The sequence below is a fragment of the Paucibacter soli genome (assembly GCF_037482845.1).
Lineage (GTDB): Bacteria > Pseudomonadota > Gammaproteobacteria > Burkholderiales > Burkholderiaceae_C > Paucibacter_B > Paucibacter_B soli.
Map to the genome: position 1 here is coordinate 287,768 of NZ_JBBHJW010000008.1, position 23,453 is coordinate 311,220.

Below are 23,453 nucleotides of genomic sequence, written 5' to 3' on the forward strand. Positions count from 1 at the left end.
CGCACTTGCCGTGCGGCTGGTGGCTCATGGCGGCGTGCCGCGGGCTTGCTGCAGGCTGGCTTCGATCGCTTGCCAATGCTGCTGCACGAAGTCGCGCAGGACCTGTTCGGCAGCTCCGCTGTCGCGTTCGCTTGCGGCAGCGTAAATCATCACAACGGCCGAATCGTCGCCGCGCCCGAGCAGACGCGAGGCGGCGGTATGGAGCTTTGCATAGACCTCGCTGGAGCTCCATTCGCCCTGCACCCAAAAATAGCGCAGCACCAGCAAGCGGCCGACCGTCCCCGATGTGGCATCCGCGCGTTTTAGTTGCACGCCTTGTACCGGCAAGTCGGTACCGGCCAGTCGCAGCGTGGTGGCATTGCTGGCGACGCGCGCCCAGCGCGGATCGCCGGATGCCACGATCACATTGTCCGAACTGATCAGCTTGCTCTGGTGATCCTGCTGGCGGTAATAGGCCAGATACAGGCCGATGCGCTGTTCGCCATGAACATAGACCGTTTGCAACTGGGCGGCTGGGTTCTGGTAGATCGGCCCCCAGTCGCTCAAGGCCTCGGCGCTGCGCGTCCAGCCCGCGATGGCGGGCGCGTGCAAACTGGTCGTGCGCTGACCGTCGGCATCTGCATCCAGCTGTCGCAGCACCAGTGTCGGAAGGCTCAGGACCAGTATGCTCAGCAGCGCTACCCAGACGGGATACCGGGCACCGACGTCCGCGCGTACGGTCGGGCACGCCGCGGGCGTCTGCGCGGACTCGGGCTCCTGCCAGCGCGCCCCCAGCATGAACATCGCCAGCATCACGACGCCAAAGAACACCCAGCCGTAGATCAGATGATCGGCCCCCACGGCCAGGGTGTTGCCCGATACATGCCCCAGCAGCACGATGCCATAGGCCCGAATCCAGTTGGCCAGGATAGGCAGCACGATCGCGAAACCGATGAAGAGCAGACGGCGCGTGTACGAGCGATAGTTGAGGTAGGCGAACAGGCTGCCCACCATCACCGAGGCAATCAGGTAGCGCACGCCGCTGCAGGCTTCCACTACCGACCACTGCCCCGACGGGATGATGAACTGCAGGCCCTCCCGATACACCGGTATGCCCGACAAGCGCAGGGCCGCGACGGTGAAGTCCGCGGTGTGCTGCATCAGCACCGGCAACATGAATTCGCCGATGGGCACGCAGAAGAACAGGAAGGCCAAGGGAAAGGCAATGCGCTTGCTGATCTCGACGCCAAGCAGGGTCGGCACCAGCAAGACGATCATGGATACGACCATCAACTGCGTCGCTGCGTTGCTCGACACCAACTCGCCAAGCAGCCATCCCAGGCCAAGGATCAGCATTGGCAACAGCAGCAGAGGCGCCGGGCGCGCTTGCAGCACTGCCAACTGATGGCGCTGTCGCCAGATCAGCCACAAGCTGATCGGCGGTACCAGGAAGGCATGTGCGAAGGTCTCGGAACGCTCCCAGATCCGCACCATGGCCAACAGACTGTCATGGAACAGAAGCCCCAGCAACAGCAGTGCCAGCAGCAGGGTCAGCAGCGGCCGCCGCCAGGCCGGCGGCGGCAATGCGATGCCGGGGTCGCGCAGCACCCGGATCATGCGCCGACCTTTTCAACGTGAGGGATGCCTGCTTGCTTCATGCAGTGCTTTCTCAGCCCAGGCTACGGACGATGAAGGGGCCCAGCCAATTGGCCCAGCTGATAGGCAGCTTGCGCCAGGTCTTGATCAGCAGCTGGTACTTGGCGTTGGCCGGATTGTTCTGGGGCACGGATTGGCGCTTGTAAAGGCGGTACTCGTAGTGCAGAGGCGTAGGCTCAAAGCCCCAGTTCTTCTTGAAGGCGTAGGAGCCCGTGCCCTGCTTGCTGCGGCCATAGTCGAACACCTTCAGGCCACGCGCGCAGGCGCGGCGCATCAGCTCCCAATACTTGAAATCGTTCGCAGCCAAGTCGCGAGCGGCTTCGGCATCGCCAGCGTAGTAGGGCAAGGCTTCGTCACGGAAATAGAAGCTCATGACCGAGCTGAGCGGCTGGCCTGCCGCATCGGTGACGGTCAATACCTCGCAGTCTTGTCCAAACACCTCGCGCAGCAACTCGAAGTAGCGCTTGGGCATGGCCGGCGTGCCGTGCCGATGCACGTTGTCCGCATACAAGACGAAGAAGCGATCGACCCCCTCGTCCAGATGGCTGACAAGCCCGTTCTTGATGCCCTTGCGCACCATGGCGCGCTGCTTGCGAGGAATCGCCAGCATATTGGCCTCCTCGTCAGGCAGGATTTCCTTGCGAAAGGTGACGTACAGGTCCTGCTGTGGCCAGTCCGCGTGGCGCTGTTGCATATGGCGCAGTTCCAGATGCTCTGCGCCCAGCTGCTGCGCAAGCACTTGTGCTTCGCGCTCCAGCATTTGCGCCGCTTCCTCATCGACAGCGGCCACGCCGCCATACACGCCAAAGGGCAGACTCACCAGTGCATGGCCGAACAGCAGGCTTTTGACCTGGGCCAGCGGCAACACACCCTCGATACGCCCGCCGCGTTCCGCGTATAGAAACATGCAACGGTGGCTGAATGCCTTATGAATGACCTGCAGCCAGCCGGCACGGTGGAAAAAACTGGCGCCCGGGCAGGTCAGCACAAACTCGTCCCAACGTCGCGCGCTTGCTTGATCCTCGACGCGCAGCTGCCGCACCTGGCATGGCGCCACCATCAGTGCGCCCCCTTGGACCGATTGGTCTGCGGCAGGAATATCTCGTCCATGCGTCCCCATTGAAAGTCGCCCAGCAACTGGGCGATGCGCCCAAAAGTCCGGTCGATGTTGACGTAGTGCCTGAAACGCGTCTTTGCATCGATGCCTGCAATGCGCGGCTGCTCGGCATCAATCTCCCAGGGGTGGAAATAGAACACGGCGCTCTGGCCATCGCTCTCATTGACACGCTGCAGCATCCAGCGTGACAGGCCATAGGGCAGCAAACGGAAATAGCCGCCGCCGCTGGATGGCAGATTGCGCCCGAGCATGCGCAGCGTCGTGACCGGCACCTCCAGCAGCCCATCCCTCACGGGATAGGCAAAGCGCGGCGAGTCCGGCATGCCGTAATGGTCGTGCCGAATCGGATAGACGCTGGAGCTGTAGCGATAGCCGGCCTCCTGCAGCACATCAAAGGCCCATAGGTTGCCCGTGCCGATCGAGAAGCTGGGGGCACGGTAGCCCAACACAGCCTGGCCGCCCAGGTCCTCCAACAGCTGCTTGGCGCGCATCACATCGGCACGGAAAGCCTCCGGGCTGAGGTCGCTGGCACGCTCATGACCGTAGCCATGCGAGGCCAGTTCATGACCGGCTGCGACGATACGAGCGACCATTTGCGGATAGCGCTCAGCCACCCAACCCAGGGTGAAAAACGTGGCCTTCACCTCGCGCTCGCCCAGCAAGGCAAGAATGCGCTCGACGTTGCGCTCGACGCGGCATTCGCGGCGATCCCAATCGGTCCGCGCGATATAGGGCGCGAACGCAGAGACCTGGAAGTAATCCTCCACGTCGATGGTCATCGCATTGCGCGGGACGCTCATGGCTTGCCCTCGCCCGTGCCACCGCGCACCGCCTCGACGAACTTCTGCAACAAGCCCAGGGTTTGGAGGTTGATGCGCTCAAGCCGCATCAGGCTGGATTCCAAGCTTTGCAGACGGTCCATCACCTGATGCTGGCCGAGCTGGCCAAAGTCCGTGGCAATCCCATCGAGTGCGCCAGGCGCGTGCTGGAACTGGCTCACGTCGATGCTCACACCCTCATCGGGCAGGGCCGCCAGCGCACGTTGCGCACCCTGCACCGGAACCACCGCCGGCAACTCGTTTTCCTTGGCCACGTCTTGCAGCACTTCTTCCACATCGGCAACGCACAGATGCGTACGGCCGGCCATGAAGCCCAGCAGCAGCAGGCGGTCACACAGCGAGTTGATGCGCCGCGGAATGCCATGACTGGCGGTATGAATGGCAACAAAGGTCTCCGGGTCGAAGCTGGGCTTGCCGGTACTGCCGGCGCACTTGAGCCGATGTTCGATGTAGCGCTGGGTCTCGTCCTCGGCAAGAGGTCCGATATGACAGGTCGCCGCGACCCGTTGCCGGAACTGCTCCATTTCCGGGCTCTGCAGGATCTGCCTGAACTCGGGTTGCCCGACCAGAAATGTCTGCAGCAAAGACTGGTTGCCGAACTGAAAATTCGACAGCATGCGCAACTCTTCGACGGCGCGCGGGGTCAGGTTTTGCGCTTCATCGACGATCAGCAGGCAGCGCTTGCCTTGCGTCACCTGCCCAACCAGGAAGGCCTCGAGCGCCATCAGCAGTTCTGACTTGGACAGCTCCTTGACCCTCACGCCGAAGGCCGCCCCCACCATGCGCAGCGTGTCTTCGGCATCCAGCTGCGTGGTGACGACATTGCCGATCACCACATTGCTACGGTTCAGGCTGTCGAGCAGCCCGCGCAGCAGGGTGGTCTTGCCTGCGCCGATTTCCCCCGTGATGACGATGAAGCCGTCACTGCGCAGCACGCCGTAGTCCAAATAGGCCTTGGCGCGACGATGCTGCTTGCTGCCGAAGTAAAAGCTGGGATCTGGGCTGAGTTGAAACGGCTTGCTGCTCAGGCCATAGAACGATTCGTACATGCTCTAGAACTGCTGGACCAAGGTGACGAACAAGGCGTTCTCCCGGTAGGGTTTGCTAAGGCTGTAGAACTGCGCACGCCGCAAGCCTAGCTGGCCGGTCAGTCTATGGCCCAGCCGCGCATTCCAATTTGCCATGAGCGACTTCAGGCTGGTGCTCTGGCTTGCCAAGTCGCCACGCGTGCGCAGGTAGCTGGCCGTCAGCGAGGCAGAAGCCTGAGCCGCCAGCCGATGGCTGAGGCTGAGCGACGCGCCTTGCTGCTTGATGAGTCCACTGCTCACCAGATCGTCAGGCTGCCCAGGCTGTGGGCCCAAACGGACCGAGCGGCTCTGGTTGACCGACGCAATCAGCGACGTGCGTATGCCGGTCCAGGAGAACGATGCCTCCTGGCGCCGCGAGCGTGTTGCGGCGTTGCTCACAAAACCGCTGCCAACAAAGGCATCCGCGGCGAGCCCATTGGCCTGCAGGAAGGCCTTGACCAGTTCGTCGCGCTTGACCGGGTCGGGCTGGATGCTGGCGAACTGCTGGAATAGCAACTCGTAGTTGGTCAATTGCCCGCCCGCCCCGATCACACCGCCCGCGCTGGCGCTGGTGGTGTCGCTCAAGCGGAACGCGGAACGTGCCATGCGGTGATCGAAGCTCAGGCTATGGCTGTCGCCATACACATGGTGCTGCCAGTTGAGCAGCACGTTGGTGCGCGGCGTTGGCAGCCAGGACAGATCTGCGCCGTACGTGGTGCCGGCAGTCTGGCGCACCGAGCCCAGGTCGCTGCGCTCGGCGCCGACCAGGGCACCCAGCGTCCAATCGACGTCGGGATGCCAGCGCAGCCCGGCGGTCTGGTTGGAAGTCTGATTGCTGCGGCCCAACTTGATGGTGTTGCGCTGGACCTGTGAGCTCAGATACCAGCTCAGAGGGCTACCTGCTGCGGCAAGGCTGTCGACACGCAGCGACGCGCTGCGGCCGCTGCCATCGCCCACCAGATTGTTCCTGGTGCGGGTCTCGCTCACGGTGCCGCGCAGGTCGTAGCGCAGCAGCCCGAGCAACTGCCCCCGCATGATGGGCGTGACGCTGGCCGTCGCGGTCTCGGCCTGATTCTGGTTCACGAGCGCATTGTTGCTCCCCACTGCGCCGAAGGCGGACAGGGCTTGCTGCCCGACTTGGGCACGCGTGTCCACGCTCAGCCAATCGTCCACCAGGGTGACGCTCGCATTAGCGGAGAGTGCATTCTGAGTGCGGTTCTTGCGCTCGGTCTTGGTGTAGAGCAGACCATTCAGACTGTAATCAAGCACCAGGCGCGTACGCGCCGAGTTCATCGCCACGCTGACACCGGGGGCCAGTGTCGTGACAAGGGCCCGATCCCTGAGCGCGTCGTCCAGCAGCAGGTTGTCTGTATACATCTCCGAGACCGACAGGCGCGGCTCAACCCTCATGCCCGAACGAGCCGGGCCTGACGCTTCGGTCTGGGCAATCGCACAGCCGCCCGCCAGCAGCCCCAGGCACAACAGCCAAACGCCGCCCGCACTTGCAGCACTGGATGGAGCCGCCCTCGTCAACTGCAGCAATTCAAGCGGCCTTGGCTGCATCGTCATGGGTGTATCCGTAGCCGTAGCCGTAGCCATAGCCATAGCCGTAGCCTGTCGACGCATTGCCACGGGCATGGTTCAGTATCATCAGCTTGAGCGGGCAGGTATCTATCGTGGACAAGGCCTGCTGCACGGCGCTTTGCAGGGTCTTGTCGGCATGCACGACGATCACGATCTGCCCCATGTGTGAGGCCAGCACGCGCGACTCAGTGGTAAGCAAGAGCGGCGGCGAATCGAAAATAATGATCCGGTCCGAATACCGCTCGGCCATGTCGTTCAGCAACGCGGTCATGGCATCGCTGGCGAGCAACTCGGTCGCCCTTGGATGCGGTGTGCCGCTAGGTAAGACCGTCAGCTTGTCGATATTGGTGCGCAGCAGGACGTCGGAGATTGAGGCGCGTTCCTCAAGGATGTCCAGCAGGCCGGGCCCGGGCGGCAAGCCCAGCATGCGCAGCACCGAGGGGCGCGCGACGTCGGCATCCACCAGCATCACGGTGTTGTCCATTTCCGCAGCAATGCTCATGGCGAGATTCAGCGAGGTGAAGCTCTTGCCTTCGCCCGGCAGTGCACTGGTCACCATGATCAGATTGGCATGGTTGATGGTCTCCGCACCCTTGCCCATGGCGTTCTTGATCAACGGACGCTTGATGACGCGGTATTGATCGGCGAGCATGGAACGCGGCGCATTGGGCGTCAACAGCCCCTGCGCCAAAAGCATGTCCAGATCGAGATCAACGCGCCGTGACAGCGCCTGGCTTTCTGTAGCCACCCGGACAGGATCCGCCACGGGTTCAACCGCCTGCGGCTCAAGTTCGGGAACATTCGCGCCAGCCTGACGCAGCTGCTCCAGGCGCTGCGCGGCTTGTTCAATAAGGCTACTCATCGCTTATCCCACCTGCTTGGCCAACATAATCGCCATCACTGCCATGCCTACTGCAAAGGCCCCGACCAACCCCAAGGTGGCGGCGCCAAAACGCACCAAGTCAACACGATCACGACGCTTTTCTCCTGGTGTCACCAGGCTGGAGACGACCCCCAGTATCGGTAGACCACTGCGGCTGTGCAGCTCTGCCGCATCATGAAACACCGGGCGCAGTTGGCATGCCACAAAACATGTAAACACCCCCGCCGCCAAGGACACAAGCAAGGCCCCAGCCAGCAACAGGATGCGATTGGGCGCAACGGGCTTGTCCGACGCGCGCGGCGGATCGATCAAGCGGAAGTCAGCCACGCCGCTGGCCACATCGAGCTCACCGGATATTGCGGCAGATTCGCGACGCGATACCAAGTCCTCGTAGTTCTTCTTGTGAATCGCGTAATCACGGTTCAACTGGGCGGCCTCAGCCTCAAGCTGCGGCGAGGTCTTCATGGCGTTCAGGGCAGCGGCATAGCGGCTGGCGTACTCCTGTACCCGAGCACGCAGCGCCGCCACCTGCACCTTGCTTGCTGCCAACATGCGCATCAATTCCTGTTGCGCAAGGCTGCTACCCGTGCCGGAGGTTGAAGGCGCCGCCATACCCGCCTTGCGCAGCTCTGCAACTTCCTTGCGCTTCTGTTCCTCAAGATCCTTGATCAGTTTGCGAACACTGAGAACATCGGGATGGACGTCCGTGTAGCGCTGCAACAAGGCATCAAGGTTGCGTTTCTGCGCCTCAATACGCGCATCAATTTCCGGGGTAGCCACACTCAATGCCGACTCTTGCAACAAGCTCTGCGTGGTGGAGTTGCTGCCTTTCGATCGCTCGCCCTCGATCTGCTGTTCTGCAGCATCCCGAGCGTTTTCCGCCTCACGCAACTCAAGCCGGGCACGATCCAACTGTGCCGACATCTCGCTCAAGCGCCCTGCCGAGTCCTTGCCATCAGCAGCAGTCAGCTCGATGTTGCGCAGCCGGAACGCCTTCAACCGCCCCTCCGCTTCCTCAAGCTTGGCTTCGTAGTTCTTGATCTGCTCGTTAATGAAGGTCGCCGCTGTGGCGGTGTCCTTGCGGCTTGCGCCAAGACTCGACTCAACAAAGATCGATACAAAGGACTGCACCACCCGTTTGGCCGTTTCAGGATCCTTGTCACGGTAGGCAAGCGTATAAAGATTGTCGCGCGCGGTGCTCTGTATCGACAGCGCCTTGGTGACCCGATCGATGGTTGCCTCCTGCTCCGATTTGGATTGACTCTTCAGATCCAAGTCAGCCATGCGAACGAGCTTCTCGACGTTGGGCCGGCTGATCAGCGTGCGACTCAGCATCACAACTTGCTGCTCGACATTGGGCTGCACAGCCAGGCCCGACATCAACGGCTTCAGGATCGACTGCGTATCCACATAGATCCGCGCGCTGGCCTCAAAGCGATCGGGCATCAAGAGCACAACAACGGCCGACACGACACCAACCAGCCACGCCACCACCACACCATACCAACGGTACTTCCACATGCGCTTTGCAATGGAAAGTAGCTGGGCTATCAATAAGTCCATCGGAACAACACTTGGTAAGGATGGGGAACCGGAGCCACCGACCGACTCGCGCACCCAATGGGGACGCAACAGGCATCAGCCGACTTCCGGGGACAAAAAACCAGCAAAGCCCCAGCCAGGGCTCGGCCACTCAAAACAGGCTTTGCGGCACGATCAATATGTCGCCAGGACGCATCTCCACATTGGCCGAAACGTCGCCACGCTTGATCAAATCCTTCAGTCGCACCGAATACTGCTTGTTGCCTTCCGATGAGCGAAGAATGCTCGCGTCATTGCCCGCCGCGAAGTCGGTCAACCCACCCACGGCGATCATGACATCGAGCAGCGTCATCTTTTGCTTGTACGGAAGGAACTGCGGCTTTGCGGCCTCGCCCACGACACGGATTTGCTCGCTGTAAGGGCCGACAAAGCCAGTCACGATCACGGTAACCACGGGATCGCGCACGTACTTGGACAATTGCTTCTCGATGTCGCGCGCAATTTCAACAGAGTTCTTCCCCTGCGCCACCAGTTCATCGATCAGTGGCGTTGCGATCTTGCCGTCAGGCCGCACTGGCACCGCCATCGACAACTCCGGATTGCGCCAGACGATGATGTTGAGGCTATCACCCGCGCCAACGATGTAGCTGTAGTCCTGCGCAGCAACACCGGCCGGCGCTGCCGGGTACTTGGGCGCCCCGAGGCCAGCGCAGCCGCCCAACGCCAGCGCCACTGAACCAAGCAGCGCAACCCGATAAATAGCACCAACCAACTTGCTTTTTTGCTTCACGTCACATCCTCTCTACGAACTGTTTCAGCGCCTGCACGATCATGGCACATCGCGACGGATGCGCACGCAAATGACCTCCCCGCACATGCAACAGGGAAAGGGGTCTGCACCGTAGCTAGCAGTATCGGCAACTTCGCCAAGTACTTGCTGCCACACCTTGCCAGCCATGTGATGTTCCGCACGCAAGCAACACGACGCGGATTGGCACTTGCCGGCGCGCCGCAATTCAACCCCAGCTCGTCCCTTTTGTGGAATCCCGCGAGTAGGCGTACAGAACCACCGACGCAACGGTTGAACGAAGCAAGGGGCCCGATCAAATGCTGGGCGCCAAGCAACCCCACGACTTCATCGTTCCATTTGCCCCCGCAGTATCGGTCGGATGAACATCAACATCAGTCGTTGCAACGGATTGGCGTTCCCAAGCGGACGCCAGGTAAACCTGAGTTGCTGCCGATAGGCGTCGAACTGCATGGCCCATGGCGCCGCGCGCAGATTCCCACGTTTCAGGACAAGCTTCAACACGGAGGTCGCCATGACCCCAGCGCACAGTTCACAAGCCATCATGGTCGATGGCCCCTGCCGCTGCGCGAAATTGACGGCATCAGGGACCACCATATAGGCGCGTTGAAGCATGGCCGGCGACAACCCCGCGATGAAGCGTGCATATTGCTCCTGTACAGAAGCGCCTTCGAAGCGGAAATAGTCCTCGAAGCGCATAGCGCCAGGCTTGAAGTATAGGAATGACACACCCATACCCAGCGGCGCAGCCGTCAATGCAGGAATCTCCAAGCGCTCGCAAGCATTGAAGAGCAGCCGACGCGCTTCCATCGCAAAAAAATCGATGCCATCCACATAGACATCGACGTCCCGCAGGAATTCGCCAATATTCTCGGGCGTCACGCCTTCCTTGAAAACCCGCACATCCGCTTCCGGATTGATCTCCAGCACCATGCGCGCCAGCACTTCCGCCTTTGGCTGACCAAGCGTGGCCATAGAAGCGCCCACCTGACGATTGAAGTTATGCACTTCAAACGAGTCGAAGTCCGCTATGCAGAACTTGCCGACACCCAAGCGCGCCAACGTCAAGGCGTGGGTACCGCCGACGCCCCCAAGGCCTGCAATTGCGACTCTCGTTCGCCGCAGGACTTGCTGCTCGTCGCGCGTCACCCAACCAATGTTCCGCGAGAAAGCGCGGTTGTAGTCAAACAAGGATGCAGTTGCCACGGGCATGCCTCCAATTCGCACTTCAATGCCAAGAAGGAACTATCATGCCACGCCCCAAGGGCGCCTTTCGAAATCTGCCACTTCCCTGCGCTGGCCTGCCCAACGCCTATTGCATTGCGTAAGATTTTTATATGACATCGAACGACACGCTCAGGCAAATTCTTGACTTGGCGCGCTGGGCCCCCAGCGGCGACAACACCCAGCCTTGGCGTTTTCAGATAGTCGACTCTCGTCATGTCGTGGTGCATGGTTTTGATACGCGCGAGCATTGCGTCTATGACCTGGATGGCCACCCGAGCCAAATTTCCATCGGCGCATTGCTGGAGACCACCTCGATTGCAGCAAGCAAACACGGCCTGCGGGTACAGGCCTGCCGCAGAGCCGACTCGCCTGTGACCAACCCAGTATTCGACCTGCATTTCTACAGCGACCCAAGCGTCGTCACCAGTCCGCTGTGCGACAGCATTGAGCGGCGCAGCGTACAGCGACGCCCTCTGAGTATGCGGACTCTTACGGACGGTGAGCGCCAAGCGCTGAACACGGCTGCGGGGCCCAAGCATGATGTGATCTGGCTAGAAGGACCGCGCAGGCGCTTGCAGGCTGCCTTGCTCATGTTTCATTCAGCCAAGTTGCGGCTCACGATGCCCGAAGCTTACGAAGTGCATCGCGACATCATCGAATGGAACGCCCAATTCAGCCGCGACCGCGTACCCGATCAAGCGCTCGGCACAGACCCAGGCACCACGCGATTGATGCAGTTTGTGATGCACGACTGGAAACGCGTGGAGTTCTTCAATCGCTACCTCGCTGGCACCTGGGCCCCAAGAATTCAACTAGACCTGCTGCCAAGCCTTGCGTGCGCAGCACACTTCGTCATTTGCGCCAAAGCCGTACCCAAGGATATCGACGACTACATAGAGGCCGGGCGTACGGTACAGCGATTCTGGCTGACTGCCACGAGTCTGGGGCTGCAGCTGCAACCCGAGGTCACGCCACTGGTCTTTGCACGCTATGCGCGCGAACAGCGGACCTTCTCCAAGGTCCCTGGTATGAGCGACAAAGCAGCCGAGGTCGGCGCAAGTCTTGACCGGACGATCGGCGCAAGCACCGCGCACCTTGCGGTTTTCATGGGCCGCATAGGCGCCGGGAGACCAGCCCGGGCCCGGTCCATTCGCAAGCCACTGAGCGAACTGCTGATGAGCGATCTTGGTGCGTCAGATACCCGTGCATCGACGGCCAAGCCTGGGCAGCACTAGCTTGCGACAATTCAGCCATGTCGAAATTCTTTACATTCGCCGACCTCCGGCAGCGCAACACATCTCCAACTTATTGATTTAATTCACAATTTCATCACTGGCACCAACATTGCATAACAAGGGCAAGCCAATCCCGGCGGCAACCGCAAGAGAGTCAACATGAAACTGATCAAGAAAATGGCCTGCATCGCAGGCGCAGCAATGGCGCTCGCTGGCACTGCTCAGGCAGCTTCGATCGTCAACGACTGGGGCTTCAACCCCAACGGCACCGGCTTTGCCACCGCCACCATCATCAATGAGAATCTTGACTTTAGCGGCCGCGCACTGATCGTGCTGACGCCCACGGGCGGCGGGACCTTCAGCTTCAAGGAATACGCGACGTTCAGCGTGACGCAGTACGACGGCGGCGTTCCCCTGCCGACGCCCAACTACATCACGGCGATTTTCGAGGCATCCGGTACCGGCACCTTCAGCGGCAACTTCACCTTTGCCTCGGGGAAGATGGATATCTACTCGGACACCGCCAACAATTTCGGCCTGCTGAGTGCCAGCAGCACGCTCATCAATGGTTCCAATGATGGCACCAAGATTGGTAGCTTCAACGTCTTGGCTGGCGGCGGCGGCCTGGTGGATGGTACCGGCAACCCGACCGGAAACGGCAAGGTGATCGTGAACATGAGCGCAGTGGCGGGTGATCTGACGGCCGGATACTGGTTCAATCCGACTGGTGGCGATCTGAGCACGCAAGACATCCTGTCCTTCGCATTCACGGACGCAAATCCCCTGCAAGTACCGACTGCGTCGAATGTTAAGGAATACGCATGCGACTTTGCCGGTCTGACGCCGGTGGGCGTAAATTGCGCGACTGGCGCTGGCTGGAACCCCGCTACCAATCCTGGCCTGCTCTGGATTGGCAATAACGGTCAATTCAAGCTGGCAACTGTGCCGGAACCCGCTTCCCTGGCGTTGGTCGGCTTGGCTCTGCTGGGCGCCGGTGTTGCACGCCGTCGCACCACGCGCGCGTAATGTTAGTGGGCCTCTTGCGATGAGGCCCTCTCGAATTCGTCAGCAATAAAGAGAGGCCGCGAAAGCGGCCTCTTTCTATTTCGCTCTACCGACACGAGACATCGCCGGTCAATCCTTTCGTTCCGCGTCAATCAGTTGGCGGGCGAAATGTGCAGGAATCGCGTAACTGATGCCCGATGGGCTGCTCAAGGCGGTTTCCTTTCGCCCCTTGACAAGCACCATATTGACGACGCCAAGCACTTCGCCGGAATCGATACTAAACACTGGCCCGCCACTGTTGCCCGGATATGCCGTGGCGTCAAGTTGAATAATATCGAAAACCCCATCCCTGAATTGCCGAATTGCTTGCGGATTGAGCGTGCGGGCAGTCGGAGGAGGCAAGGCTATCGCGGTGATTGCAGAAACAATCCCTCGATGCGTCACCGGGGAAAAGCCCAATGCGCCCCCGAGCGGAAAACCCATCAGCGCGATGGCCCCGCCTTCGCGCACGCGCCCCTCGGGTGCCAATCTGAGGGCAGGCATCTCCGCGCCATCGAAGCGAAGCAGCACCAGATCATGCGTCGCATCCGACCCCACGACCTTGGCTCCACGCATACGCCAGACACCGCTGCCAGCATCGCGCGACTGGATCACAAGGCGACGATTTGCCACAACCATCTCTCCGTCCGGCGGCAACACATGTGCATTTGTGATGGCGAGACGCCCGTCCCCAACGACGAAGCCCGTACCTCTGAACGTAAAACGTGGGTTGTCGGTGTCGGCGAAGGTACCTATGAGCAGGAGCGACGGCTTGCTCTGTTCGATCAGCGCCGGCAAATCCTCAGCACCAGCCCCGGAATAGCATGCCGATAGCACCATAAGCGCGCTAATGGCTCGCCGCCGGACGTGCATGGGCGCGATCATTGCATCAGGTCGCCAGAGGTATGCCCGACCTCCAGCGCCGCAACACACCGGCGCCACACCGCGTCAGGTTCTTCCAACTTGAAGCCATAAAAAAACGTTCCAGATTCGGTATCGCGCCGACGCATCACACACACTGTGACCTGCGAAAGCTCGCCCTTGCCCAATTCAATCGCGGCAACACCTTCAGCCTGAAGAGGAAGCTCAAGGCTGGACTCTGCCTGAAAACCGTGCAGCGATACTTCGATCACATTGAACACATAAGCTTGCTCACCATCTGGTAGTCCAAATCGGACCTCGCCAGGGCAATTGATCGAATAGCGCTGGTGCTGCCGCATCGGGTGACCCGGCAAGCTGGGCCCGGCAAGCATTGGCAGCACAGCCCGATATTCCACCATCGTATAGATCGACCAGAGCAGCGCTTTACGCCGATCGTCCAGGTTGTCAAAAACCTGACTCTTCTTGTTGAAGAAGTAGTCCAGCAGTTCCGGCGTCATCACCGGATCGTTGGTGGTGAAGTAGCGGCGCTGCGGAATCCTGATGTTTGGGAGCTTCAACCTGAAGAAATACTTGTACAGGTTCTTATGCGTCGGACGTCCCTTATAGCCCGCCTTAAACAGTTCTGCAGCATACTTCAAGTCCAGTGTCGCGCCCACCGCCGGTGCGCCATTGGCGAAATCGTAACTCTCGACAACCTTTTCCTGCAAGCGATCGAAGAAAAGCAAGGCCTCATAAAGCTCAATTTTTTCAGGATTAACTGCAATCACAAGATGCCGTGTATCAAAATACTCTGAACAGTACTCTCGCATGAACTTCATCAGAGGAAACAGGATCGCCCCGCCAGTTTTTCTGAAGTCCGGATGCACCGCCAGCGCAGAAATTTCAGCTAACTTCCCACCCTTTGCCCTCACATGCCCCAATTCAAAGACTGACTGCAATGGAAAGCCAAAAACACCTTCGCGAATCATTGAAATCGTACCAACGACGCGGCCGTCATATTTGGCACATAGCGTGGTGGTGGTTGGGAGCGCATGATAGATCGTGATACGCATGCCACTAGGATCGGCCTTCATAAAGCCACTCGCGACGTAGGCATCGTGAAGTATGCGAAAGCACGCCTCCAATTCTTCCTGCGTCTCGGCGATCTTCAATTCAAGGCGACTGTCGGGTGCTGGATCACAGTCAACCATCAGGCGATAAATCGCAAATCTAAGCGAGGCAGGCACGCCCGAGAACAAACGACGGAGCGCATGATGGAGCCGCTTCCGCAACGTCGAACGCCGAATATGACTCATGACAATCCTTCATTCAGGCCATCATTCCACACACCGGTCAGAGCGTTGCCAGCAATCCCCGTACCTCATTCTGCTCACCGAACTTGTCGCCCAATGCGCGCAACTTGTTGAGTTCCTCACGGGCTGAGTTCTTGTCACCGGCCGCGATTAAGTATTTTGCCAACGCCATGCGGAAGTCGCCGATATCTGGAGACAAGGCTACTGCTCGCTTTTGCGTTTCAATCGCCTTATTCAGATCCCCTGCAGCCGCATATACTTCGCCGAGCGTCGCAAGCAGCGGCGGCTGATTCGGCGCCAATTTGACTGCTTTCAATGCATAGTCGAGGGCCCCGGGCTTTTTGGCACGCATAAGCAACCAGGCGCAGTTGTTGGCGGCCACGACATGGTTGGGCCGCAACTGCAGCACCTTCATGAATCTTTGTTCGGCCAGCTCAAAATCCGCGCGCAATAGCGCGACATCTCCGAGATAGTGATAGAAGACGGCGTCTTGCGGATGACGCTTCAGCCAATCGCCTTCCAGTTGCAAGGCTTCGCCGGCCTTGCCCGCCGCGGCCAAGACACGATGAAGTTTAATGACGTACTCCGAGGTCGGACTCTTGTCGAGAACGTTCCGGTACGCTGCGATTGCTTCCGGCCAGTTCTTCTGGGCAGCCGCAACATCACCTTCGAACACTTTCCCCAAGGTCGCGGTCGCCGGCTCCGCTTGCATCGCCTTGGCCATGCTTCGGGCCTCGGAAAAACGCCCTGTCGCCAACTGAATCGTCAGAAGTATTTTTTGCGCGGGAAGGTAATCTGCTTTGATACTCAGCGCCTTCTTAAGGCCCTGCATCGCCGCGGCATAGTCTTTCTGAGCGGCATAAAGTTCAGCCTGCGCCAGCAAAGGCACCGGCGAATTTGGCTGCAAGCCGATCGCCTTATTCATTGCGGCCAATGCTTGATTGACATCGCCTGCAGCAGCCTGCACCTTTCCATCCAAGATGCGCATATCAGAGTCATCCGGGAACGCTGTGATTGCATCCTGCGAAGCGGTCAGTGCCGCCTTGATGTCCTTGCGCTCCAGCAGCAAGTTAACAAGCGCCCGGCGCGGCAGCACCTCACCCGGCACTTGCTTGATCACCTTACCCAACTGCGCAACCAACTCGTCCTTGCCAAGCCCAGCCTTCTCCTGAATCTGCACGACAGCCATGAGGGCCTGTAAATTCCTGGGGTCCACTTCTAGTAATTTCTTGAAACGGACAATCGCCACATCGCTTTGGTTCGCCTCAAGATCAAGCGACGCGAGACTCTCGGCAGCCGGAAAATACACTGGATCAATTTTCAACGCCGATTCAAACGCCGCACGCGCCTGCTCCAGATTGCCACGTGCAAGTTCGACCCGCCCGCGCAGATTCGCAGCGTTCGGTTTGTTCGGTTCCTTCTTCTCTAGCACAGCAATTGCCTTGAGTGCCTTTTCCGCATCACCCATGCGCAAATAGCTTGTGATGAGCGCCATGTCCGGTGCGGTACTTGCGCTGGCCTCTGATATGGCTTGCAATTCCCCGAGGGCTTGACCGATATTACCGCGAGGCATCTGCATCAACACCAACAGCGTCCGGCTTCTAGCATCTTCTGGGTTTAGCTTTGCCTGCTTAGCCAGGTAGAGTTCGGCATTTTTCAAATCACCTTGCTGCAGATACGCTTCGGCAACCTCAGAATAGACTTCAAAGCTCGGTTTGGCATTCGCCAGCAACGGACTCAGCACCGCGGTCGATTTAGAGAACTCACCGCGCCTTGTATGGTTCTTCGCCAACAATATTCGAATCTTCTCAGAGTCTGGCTGTATTGAAAGCGCTTTACTAAGATAACTATCAGCCTGAAGCAGGGCACCACGCTGAAATTCAACGACTCCAGCGAGGTACAGAATCTTCACATCATCTGGCGCCAATTTCAGCAATTGCTGAACATTCTCCCTCGCAACCGTCAGGTCCTTCCTGGCGAGGGCAACAGAGGTCACGAGCAGGCGCGTCTGAGGGTGATTCGCGCCTAGCGCAACCAACCCATCCAGCCGTTTTTTCGCGCCGTCAAGATCCCGCTTCCCAAGCGACAGCGTAATGCCATGAAAATATGCAATCCTGTTGTTCTTGTCCAGCGATATTGTCTTGTCGAACGCCTGCAGTGCTTCGTCGGGCTTGCTTGCGGCTCCCAACAACTGCCCCTTCAAAAGCCAAGCGTCAGCCAGTTCAGGATGCTTCAGTTGCACATCGGACAGGGCGGACAACGCGGCTTCAAGCGCACCAGACGACCCCAGCAATCGCACACGTGCCAACTGCACCTTTACATTATCGGGGTCAATGCTGAGAGCATTCTCTATCGTGCTCAGCGCCAGCGCCGAATTGCCTTGCAGTGCATAGGCGCTGCTAAGGTAAATCTGTAATTCAGCGGAATCTTGCGGGGTGGCGGGTGCCAGTTTCCCATATTGCGCAAGCACCTGATCCGGCTTGCCCTGCAGCAGCAAGGCCTGGGCATATTTGCTTGCCAGCTTCTCGCTTGGATAGCCAAGCTCCTTGGCCTTATCCAGTTCAATCAGGCCACCCTTGGCATCGCCACCATCCAGCAGCAGCTGCGCGAGCAGGAATCTGGCTTCGGCCAAATTCGGATTCTTCTCCAACGCACTCTTCAGTTGAACGAACGCGGCCGCACTGTCGGTTCTTGCAATACTTGCCTTTGCATTCGCAATGGAGGCTTCCGGTGAATTGCCGCTGCACGCGGAGAGCACTAACAAGCTCAGCGCCGCCACAGTCACCGTGGCCGAAAGTTTCCTTGTTCTCAAGCTCGCACCCCCGATTATCTACACGTCATTTGATCTGCAGCCGGCTCATCAGGTCATAGAGTGTGGGTCGACTCACGCCCAGCAACTCTGCGGCCTTCACCATGTTCCCGCCAGCACGCGCCAGGGCCGTGATCACCGCACGCCGCTCAGCCGATTCGCGCACCGTACGTAAATCAAGCGTGCCAGCCTCGTCCTCTGGGACTTCTGCCGACTTCAAACTGAGGTCTTCAGCCGCAATACGATCACCATCCACCATGATGCAAGCACGGCGTGTCAGATTCTGCAGTTCCCGGATATTGCCAGGCCAGTTGTACGCCTCGATCGCTCGCACCGCATCGTCAGTTAGGCTGGGGGCGGCGCGTCGGAGTTCAGACGCGTATTTCCGGACGAAAGCGTGCGTCAGCAGGACTGCGTCACCCTGGCGCTTCCTGAGCGGCGGGATATCAACCACTATTTCGGCCAAGCGATAGTACAAGTCTTCGCGAAACTGTTGCTGTGCAATCAGGCTCTGTAGATTCTGATGTGTAGCGCCAACGATGCGTACATCAACAGCGATTTCAGTCCGTCCGCCTAAACGTTCAATGCTGCGCTCTTGCAAGAACCTAAGCAACTTCGCTTGCAGTGGCATTGGTAGATCACCAATTTCGTCCAGCATCAAGGTGCCGCCATTTGCGGTCTCGATCTTGCCAATCGTGGTTTTTACGGCGCCCGTAAACGCGCCCTTCTCATAGCCGAATAGCTCACTCTCAAGCAAGGCGTCGGGTATGGCCGCGCAGTTAATTGCGACGAAACGCCCCTTGCGGCCGGAGGCTTCATGCAGCCCTTGCGCAAGCACCTCCTTGCCAGTCCCGCTTTCACCAAGCAACAGCACAGTGGCGCTGCTGCTGGCAACCTTTTCAATCGTTCGACAGATCTTCAACATGGCAGGGTCGCGCGTCAGCAGTCCGCGCAACGCCCCATCGGACTGCTGCATCTGCAGTCTGCGGTTCTCTTGTTGCAGTTCGTACAAGCGCTGGGCCCGCTCAACTGTCAGGCACAGCACATCCGGATCCACCGGTTTGGCGAGGAAGTCGTACGCCCCCATCCGAATGGCACGCAAAGCGTTCGATTGGTCGTTTTGCCCGGTCAAGACAATGACCTTCGTCATTGGCTCCAACTCGAGCAGACGCTCCAGCAACTTGAAGCCTTCACTCACCGAGTCCTGATCCGGAGGCAGACCCAGGTCCATGGTGACAACCGCGGGGGTGTGCCGGCGAAACAGCAGCAGCGCACTTGCTCCGTCATGCGCCGAAACCGACTCAAATTTGTCGAGCGACCATTTGAGTTGCTTTTGCAACGCAAGATCGTCTTCGACAATCAACAGGGCTGGACACGCGGGCGAACTCATCGCGCAGTGGTCATAGCAAGACCCACGCCATGCCCGGGATGAAAGATTGGCAGCAATATCGTGACCTTGGTACCCGAATTCACTTTGCTCTCCACTTCAATTTTTCCGCCAAGTTCCTGCAGGTATTGAAAGCTCTCGTATGCACCGATGCCCATCCCGGTGGACTTCGTCGTTTGAAATGCCTTAAAGAGCCTGTTCTCGATGAACTCAGCAGACATCCCGCAGCCAGTATCGCCGACTTCGACGCATGCGTGGCTGCCTGACTGCTTAAGTGCCAGCCAAACGCGCCCGTCGCTTGGCGTTGCATCGAACGCGTTTTGCACCACATGCCCGATAACGCGCTCGACGCGATCCTCATGACCCCGCGTACTCAGCGGTTCTGGCACCCGCAGCTCTAGCACTCGGCCTTTGCGCTGAGCTGAATCAGCCAGCTTCCTGGCGATCATGACAAGGTCTACGCCGCCTGCGACGCCATGCGGTTTGCCCCCCTCCCGCAGTTGCAGCATCAGTTGCCGCATCTTTTCCAAGGAGTTCTCGACGGTGTCCAACATGTCCTGTTGAAACTCGGGGTTATCGCGCAGACGCTTGGCGTTCTTGAGCATCAACGACAGTTGCGTCACGATGTTCTTGAGGTCGTGCACGACAAATGCGGACATCCGATTGAAGGCCTCGAACTTGCGCGCTTCCAGCAAGGCCTCAGTAGCCTGCATTTGAATCAGATAGCTGGCGGCCTGACTGCCTGCGGTCCTAAGCAAGTCCCGCACCTCCCAATTCAGGTCGATCGTCGTGCGGGGCTTGGCAAGCACCACAAAGCCCATCAGTTCACCTGCGGTCAACAAGGGAACAATGAGCCAGTGTCGCTGCTCATCCGACAATACCGCCGGTACGTCCGCATCCTGGTAGCGATGAGGCGCGGTGCGCCATTCCTCTAGATCAACTATCCATGCACGCTCTTGCAGGAAGCGGACAAACGACGAACCTGCCTCCACGGTTGCACGGCATTCCGGCAGATTCCAGCGTGCCGACTGGAAGAATGTGCCGCCGCTGCCATTAGCTAGCCAGAGCGATCCAGCCGGACTTTCCACCAGGTTCGCGAGCCCCTGCACAACAGACTCGCCCAATTGATGCGGCGAGCCACTTGATGCCAGCATCGCGGTGAAGCGCAACCATTCCTCGCGATAGTCATAGCGGTAGCTGAAGAAGTTCTTGCTGATGTACACACGCAGCCTTGCGCGCATCGAGCCCGAGAGGCCAATCAACAGCAACACCACCACCGCCACCGCAACCAGCGCCTGTTGCAATGCACGGCCCCACTCGCCGCCGGTGTAGCGCACGTAATACCCGACCGCCGACACTATCAGGAGATAGCCACCGACGAGCAGCAAAGTGGCAGAGTGAAACACCGCGGCACGAGACACATGGAGCCGGCTCGTCCACTGGCGGTTTCGGCGACTGGCCATCCAAAACAAGGGTACTGCGGCAGCATGCACCGCTGTTCTGACCGTTAGGGCGTCGCCATCAAAATCCTCAAACAACGCGGCTTGGGAAAACACAAACAGGTCAAAGGCAAATATCGCTCCCAGGCCGAGAAAGATGGGCTTGACACTCCAGAGTGCATCCTTTGAGGCGTTACGCAGCACCTGCTCTGCAAGCAGCAGCCCATAGACTGCCAGCGCCAGTGCCGCATAGGCTTGGACACGCTCCAGGCTGAAATACGGCAACGCCAGAATTTGGCGCCCAAGCACGAGCACCAAGGGCGTGGCCACTGCGGCGCAGGCGAACAACAGCCAACCCCAGCCCTGACGCCCGAGAAGCGCTCCCCCGTGCCCACCCGCCAGCAAGCCCAGCAGCAGGGCAAACCAAGCACCGTAGCGCAGGGCATCCAATGCGGGCAGCAATACGGCAAGCATCCAGTCCCGCTTGGGCCACACTCCCTGTTGTGCGACAGCATCCAGCCCGGACCAAGCGGCAGTCAGCAGCAGGGCCGAAACAAAAGCAAACGATAGGCGGCGATGCAGGGGTTGCTTGGCAAGAAACCAGAGGGCCCAAAGCCCAAGCCCAAGATGGGCCAAGGCAGCAATCAGTCCCGATGCTGCCCCCAAATTTAGGCCATGTTCAAGCATGCGTCGTAGAGCCAAAAAAGCCGCTTCGTCGAACGCGCGGCCGGTACTCAGGAATGCCTAACGCATGTTAGCGTTCAAAGCGCTATGAAGCGGGAATGGATCACGCCAGTTGAGCGATCCACACGACGATGGAGTGTGGACTACTGACTCAGCGAGCGCCTTTGCCGGTCAACACCACAGCCACTGTCTCCAACAGGATCAAGAGATCCAGGAACAGGGTGTGATTCTTGACATAGTACAGATCGTACTGGAGCTTCTCCACCGAGTCTTCTATGGTGGATCCATACTCATAACGCACTTGCGCCCAACCGGTGACACCGGGTTTCACACTGTGGCGAACAGCGTAGTACGGAATCTTGGCAACCAATTCGTCCACGAAATAGGCACGCTCAGGCCTAGGCCCAACGAGGCTCATCTCACCCTTGAGCACATTGATCAGTTGCGGCAACTCATCAATGCGCACCTTGCGAATGAATCGCCCGACCTTGGTCACACGATCGTCGTTCTTCGTGGCCCACACTGGCTTGCCATCTTTCTCGGCATCGGTACGCATGCTGCGGAACTTGACCACGTCAAACACCGCACCATTCTGACCCACACGTTCCTGGCGATAGAACACGGGGCCTTTGGACTCAAGCTTCACCAGCACTGCCGTCACCGCCATGATGGGGGCGGTCAGCACCAGGATCGCAGACGAGAACAGAATGTCAAAAAGCCGCTTCACTGCCGAGCGCAAAGCACCTTGATTGAAGCCATCACCAAACACCAGCCAACCCGCATTCACATGGCTGATCTTGATTTGCGCCAGCGTCTTCTCAAAGTGAGTGGCGATATCCACCACCTTGATGCCGTAAAGCTTGCAGTCCAGCAACTGGCGCAGAGGCATGCTGCCACCACGGCGCTCAGACAACGCCACCACGATTTCATCCACACCGAGATGCAGTGCGGTATCGGTCAGACTCCCCTTGGATTCGATCAACTCGCCATGCGGCACTTCCGAACGATCCTCATTGGGGCCAGGGAAATAGCCCACCACCTGGGCATGCGGATCAGCAGCACGCAGCGTATTGCCGACCGACAAGGCCGCAGCACCCGAGCCGAAGATCAGAATCTTGCTGCGCGTACGTGACTGACCGATTGGATGCGCGGCATAAACCCGGTGAACCATTACCGCAGCCACTGCCCCCATGGCGGCAAGAATCAGCAGGTCGCGGTGACTTGCATTGGCAGGAACAAGGCTGAAGATCCCATAGGCAAGCGGCAACCCTATCAACAAAGCGAGCAGGGCGCGCGCGCATGACTCGGTCAGCGATCGATTGTGAGCGTGCTGATACAGACCGGACGCCGAGTTGATAACGAACATGCATCCCGCAAGCGAGAGGCCGTGTGACGCAGCGAACGGAATCACCTGCCCAGCACCATCACCCTGACTGAGCACGACCGAGAAGATGGCAACGATGATCAGCCCGAGGTCAAAGAAGACCTGGACCAAAGTCTGTCTGTGCAGGTAATGGTTAAATATCCGAATCATGCCTGTCCCCAATTGCACGCCTTCAGCACCGTTCGGTTGGTGAGCAAGCCGAATCTAGCGGCCTGTCAGAGGACTACCAGAATCCGCCGACCAAGGAGCTGCTTCGAAAGGGCGCAAACCGTACTGCGAGGCGATCATGCCTCCAGCAGGCACTCTTGAAAGCCCCCCGTTTGAAGGGTGAGAGTGGCTTGAACCGCGGTTCTTCACGAATTCAGGGGACAAACTTCTTCCCGCCGCACTCCGAAGCTCCGCGACGCTGGAGGCGCCGTGTTGAACCAGGTGCATTCAACCAGCAAGCGCAGCCGAGCCGAACATGCTGCATCACCTCTCACGTGCGTTTTCCACGCCATTCCGGTTTTCCAATCCATCACTGTGGGAATGACACAAACAAAAAGGCGCCCACCGAAGTGGGCGCCTCTGGCAAGAGCCGGATCCTGATGTTTAG

17 protein-coding genes are annotated in these 23,453 nt (G+C 59.2%); 2 read left to right on the forward strand and 15 right to left on the reverse strand.

The window, feature by feature from the left end:
• Positions 1 to 24 precede the first annotated feature (24 nt).
• From xrtA to WG898_RS17790, 9 genes are all read right to left on the reverse strand, one after another.
• A complete protein-coding gene (xrtA, locus tag WG898_RS17750) occupies positions 25 to 1,596 on the reverse strand; it encodes an exosortase A (RefSeq protein ID WP_339604124.1) in 1,572 nt (523 codons plus the stop codon).
• 52 nt (positions 1,597 to 1,648) lie between these two features.
• Positions 1,649 to 2,695, reverse strand: coding sequence for a FemAB family XrtA/PEP-CTERM system-associated protein (locus WG898_RS17755; RefSeq protein ID WP_339604125.1), 1,047 nt, complete (start codon positions 2,693 to 2,695; stop codon positions 1,649 to 1,651).
• Complete coding sequence (locus WG898_RS17760) at positions 2,695 to 3,552, reverse strand: XrtA system polysaccharide deacetylase (protein ID WP_339604126.1); 858 nt, start codon at positions 3,550 to 3,552, stop codon at positions 2,695 to 2,697. Before WG898_RS17760 ends, WG898_RS17755 begins: the two co-directional genes overlap by 1 nt.
• Complete coding sequence (locus tag WG898_RS17765) at positions 3,549 to 4,640, reverse strand: XrtA/PEP-CTERM system-associated ATPase (RefSeq protein ID WP_339604127.1); 1,092 nt, start codon at positions 4,638 to 4,640, stop codon at positions 3,549 to 3,551. The genes WG898_RS17760 and WG898_RS17765 overlap by 4 nt, the downstream gene beginning before the upstream one ends.
• Positions 4,641 to 4,643: 3 nt before the next feature.
• Positions 4,644 to 6,227 carry a TIGR03016 family PEP-CTERM system-associated outer membrane protein gene (locus WG898_RS17770; protein WP_339604128.1) on the reverse strand — a complete coding sequence of 528 codons (1,584 nt, stop codon included), beginning with the start codon at positions 6,225 to 6,227 and terminating at the stop codon, positions 4,644 to 4,646.
• Positions 6,202 to 7,104 (reverse strand): XrtA-associated tyrosine autokinase, encoded by a 903-nt coding sequence (locus WG898_RS17775; protein WP_339604129.1) that lies wholly within the window; start codon positions 7,102 to 7,104, stop codon positions 6,202 to 6,204. Before WG898_RS17775 ends, WG898_RS17770 begins: the two co-directional genes overlap by 26 nt.
• A gap of 3 nt (positions 7,105 to 7,107) precedes the next feature.
• Positions 7,108 to 8,688 (reverse strand): XrtA system polysaccharide chain length determinant, encoded by a 1,581-nt coding sequence (locus WG898_RS17780; protein WP_339604130.1) that lies wholly within the window; start codon positions 8,686 to 8,688, stop codon positions 7,108 to 7,110.
• Positions 8,689 to 8,818: 130 nt separating this feature from the next.
• Positions 8,819 to 9,412, reverse strand: a complete 594-nt coding sequence (locus WG898_RS17785; RefSeq protein ID WP_444718969.1) for an XrtA/PEP-CTERM system exopolysaccharide export protein — start codon at positions 9,410 to 9,412, stop codon at positions 8,819 to 8,821.
• A gap of 390 nt (positions 9,413 to 9,802) precedes the next feature.
• Positions 9,803 to 10,681 (reverse strand): ThiF family adenylyltransferase, encoded by an 879-nt coding sequence (locus WG898_RS17790; RefSeq protein ID WP_339604132.1) that lies wholly within the window; start codon positions 10,679 to 10,681, stop codon positions 9,803 to 9,805.
• A 131-nt stretch (positions 10,682 to 10,812) separates the two neighbouring features.
• Here WG898_RS17790 and WG898_RS17795 point away from each other — a divergent pair, with 131 nt between their 5' ends.
• On the forward strand, positions 10,813 to 11,937 hold the full coding sequence (locus tag WG898_RS17795) for a nitroreductase family protein (RefSeq protein WP_339604133.1): 1,125 nt from the start codon (positions 10,813 to 10,815) through the stop codon (positions 11,935 to 11,937).
• Positions 11,938 to 12,096: 159 nt separating this feature from the next.
• Entirely contained in the window at positions 12,097 to 12,963 is an 867-nt protein-coding gene (gene pepA, locus WG898_RS17800) for a flocculation-associated PEP-CTERM protein PepA (protein WP_339604134.1), read from the forward strand.
• Positions 12,964 to 13,071: 108 nt separating this feature from the next.
• Here the strand turns inward: pepA and WG898_RS17805 are convergent, their stop codons facing one another.
• The 6 genes from WG898_RS17805 to WG898_RS17830 all read right to left on the reverse strand — a co-directional run bounded on the left by WG898_RS17805 (position 13,072) and on the right by WG898_RS17830 (position 23,008).
• Positions 13,072 to 13,866: a S1C family serine protease gene (locus WG898_RS17805; protein ID WP_339604135.1), complete on the reverse strand. Its 795-nt coding sequence runs from the start codon at positions 13,864 to 13,866 to the stop codon at positions 13,072 to 13,074.
• On the reverse strand, positions 13,863 to 15,158 hold the full coding sequence (locus WG898_RS17810; protein WP_339604136.1) for a GNAT family N-acetyltransferase: 1,296 nt from the start codon (positions 15,156 to 15,158) through the stop codon (positions 13,863 to 13,865). Before WG898_RS17810 ends, WG898_RS17805 begins: the two co-directional genes overlap by 4 nt.
• A gap of 37 nt (positions 15,159 to 15,195) precedes the next feature.
• Positions 15,196 to 17,913 (reverse strand): XrtA/PEP-CTERM system TPR-repeat protein PrsT, encoded by a 2,718-nt coding sequence (prsT, locus tag WG898_RS17815; protein ID WP_339604152.1) that lies wholly within the window; start codon positions 17,911 to 17,913, stop codon positions 15,196 to 15,198.
• Between the two features lie 79 nt (positions 17,914 to 17,992).
• Positions 17,993 to 19,354 (reverse strand): PEP-CTERM-box response regulator transcription factor, encoded by a 1,362-nt coding sequence (gene prsR / locus WG898_RS17820; RefSeq protein WP_339604137.1) that lies wholly within the window; start codon positions 19,352 to 19,354, stop codon positions 17,993 to 17,995.
• The gene (prsK, locus tag WG898_RS17825; protein ID WP_339604138.1) at positions 19,351 to 21,477 is read right to left on the reverse strand and encodes an XrtA/PEP-CTERM system histidine kinase PrsK; all 2,127 of its coding nucleotides are present in this window, start codon (positions 21,475 to 21,477) and stop codon (positions 19,351 to 19,353) included. The genes prsR and prsK overlap by 4 nt, the downstream gene beginning before the upstream one ends.
• A 148-nt stretch (positions 21,478 to 21,625) precedes the next feature.
• Positions 21,626 to 23,008, reverse strand: coding sequence for a TIGR03013 family XrtA/PEP-CTERM system glycosyltransferase (locus WG898_RS17830; RefSeq protein ID WP_339604139.1), 1,383 nt, complete (start codon positions 23,006 to 23,008; stop codon positions 21,626 to 21,628).
• Positions 23,009 to 23,453: the final 445 nt, after the last annotated feature.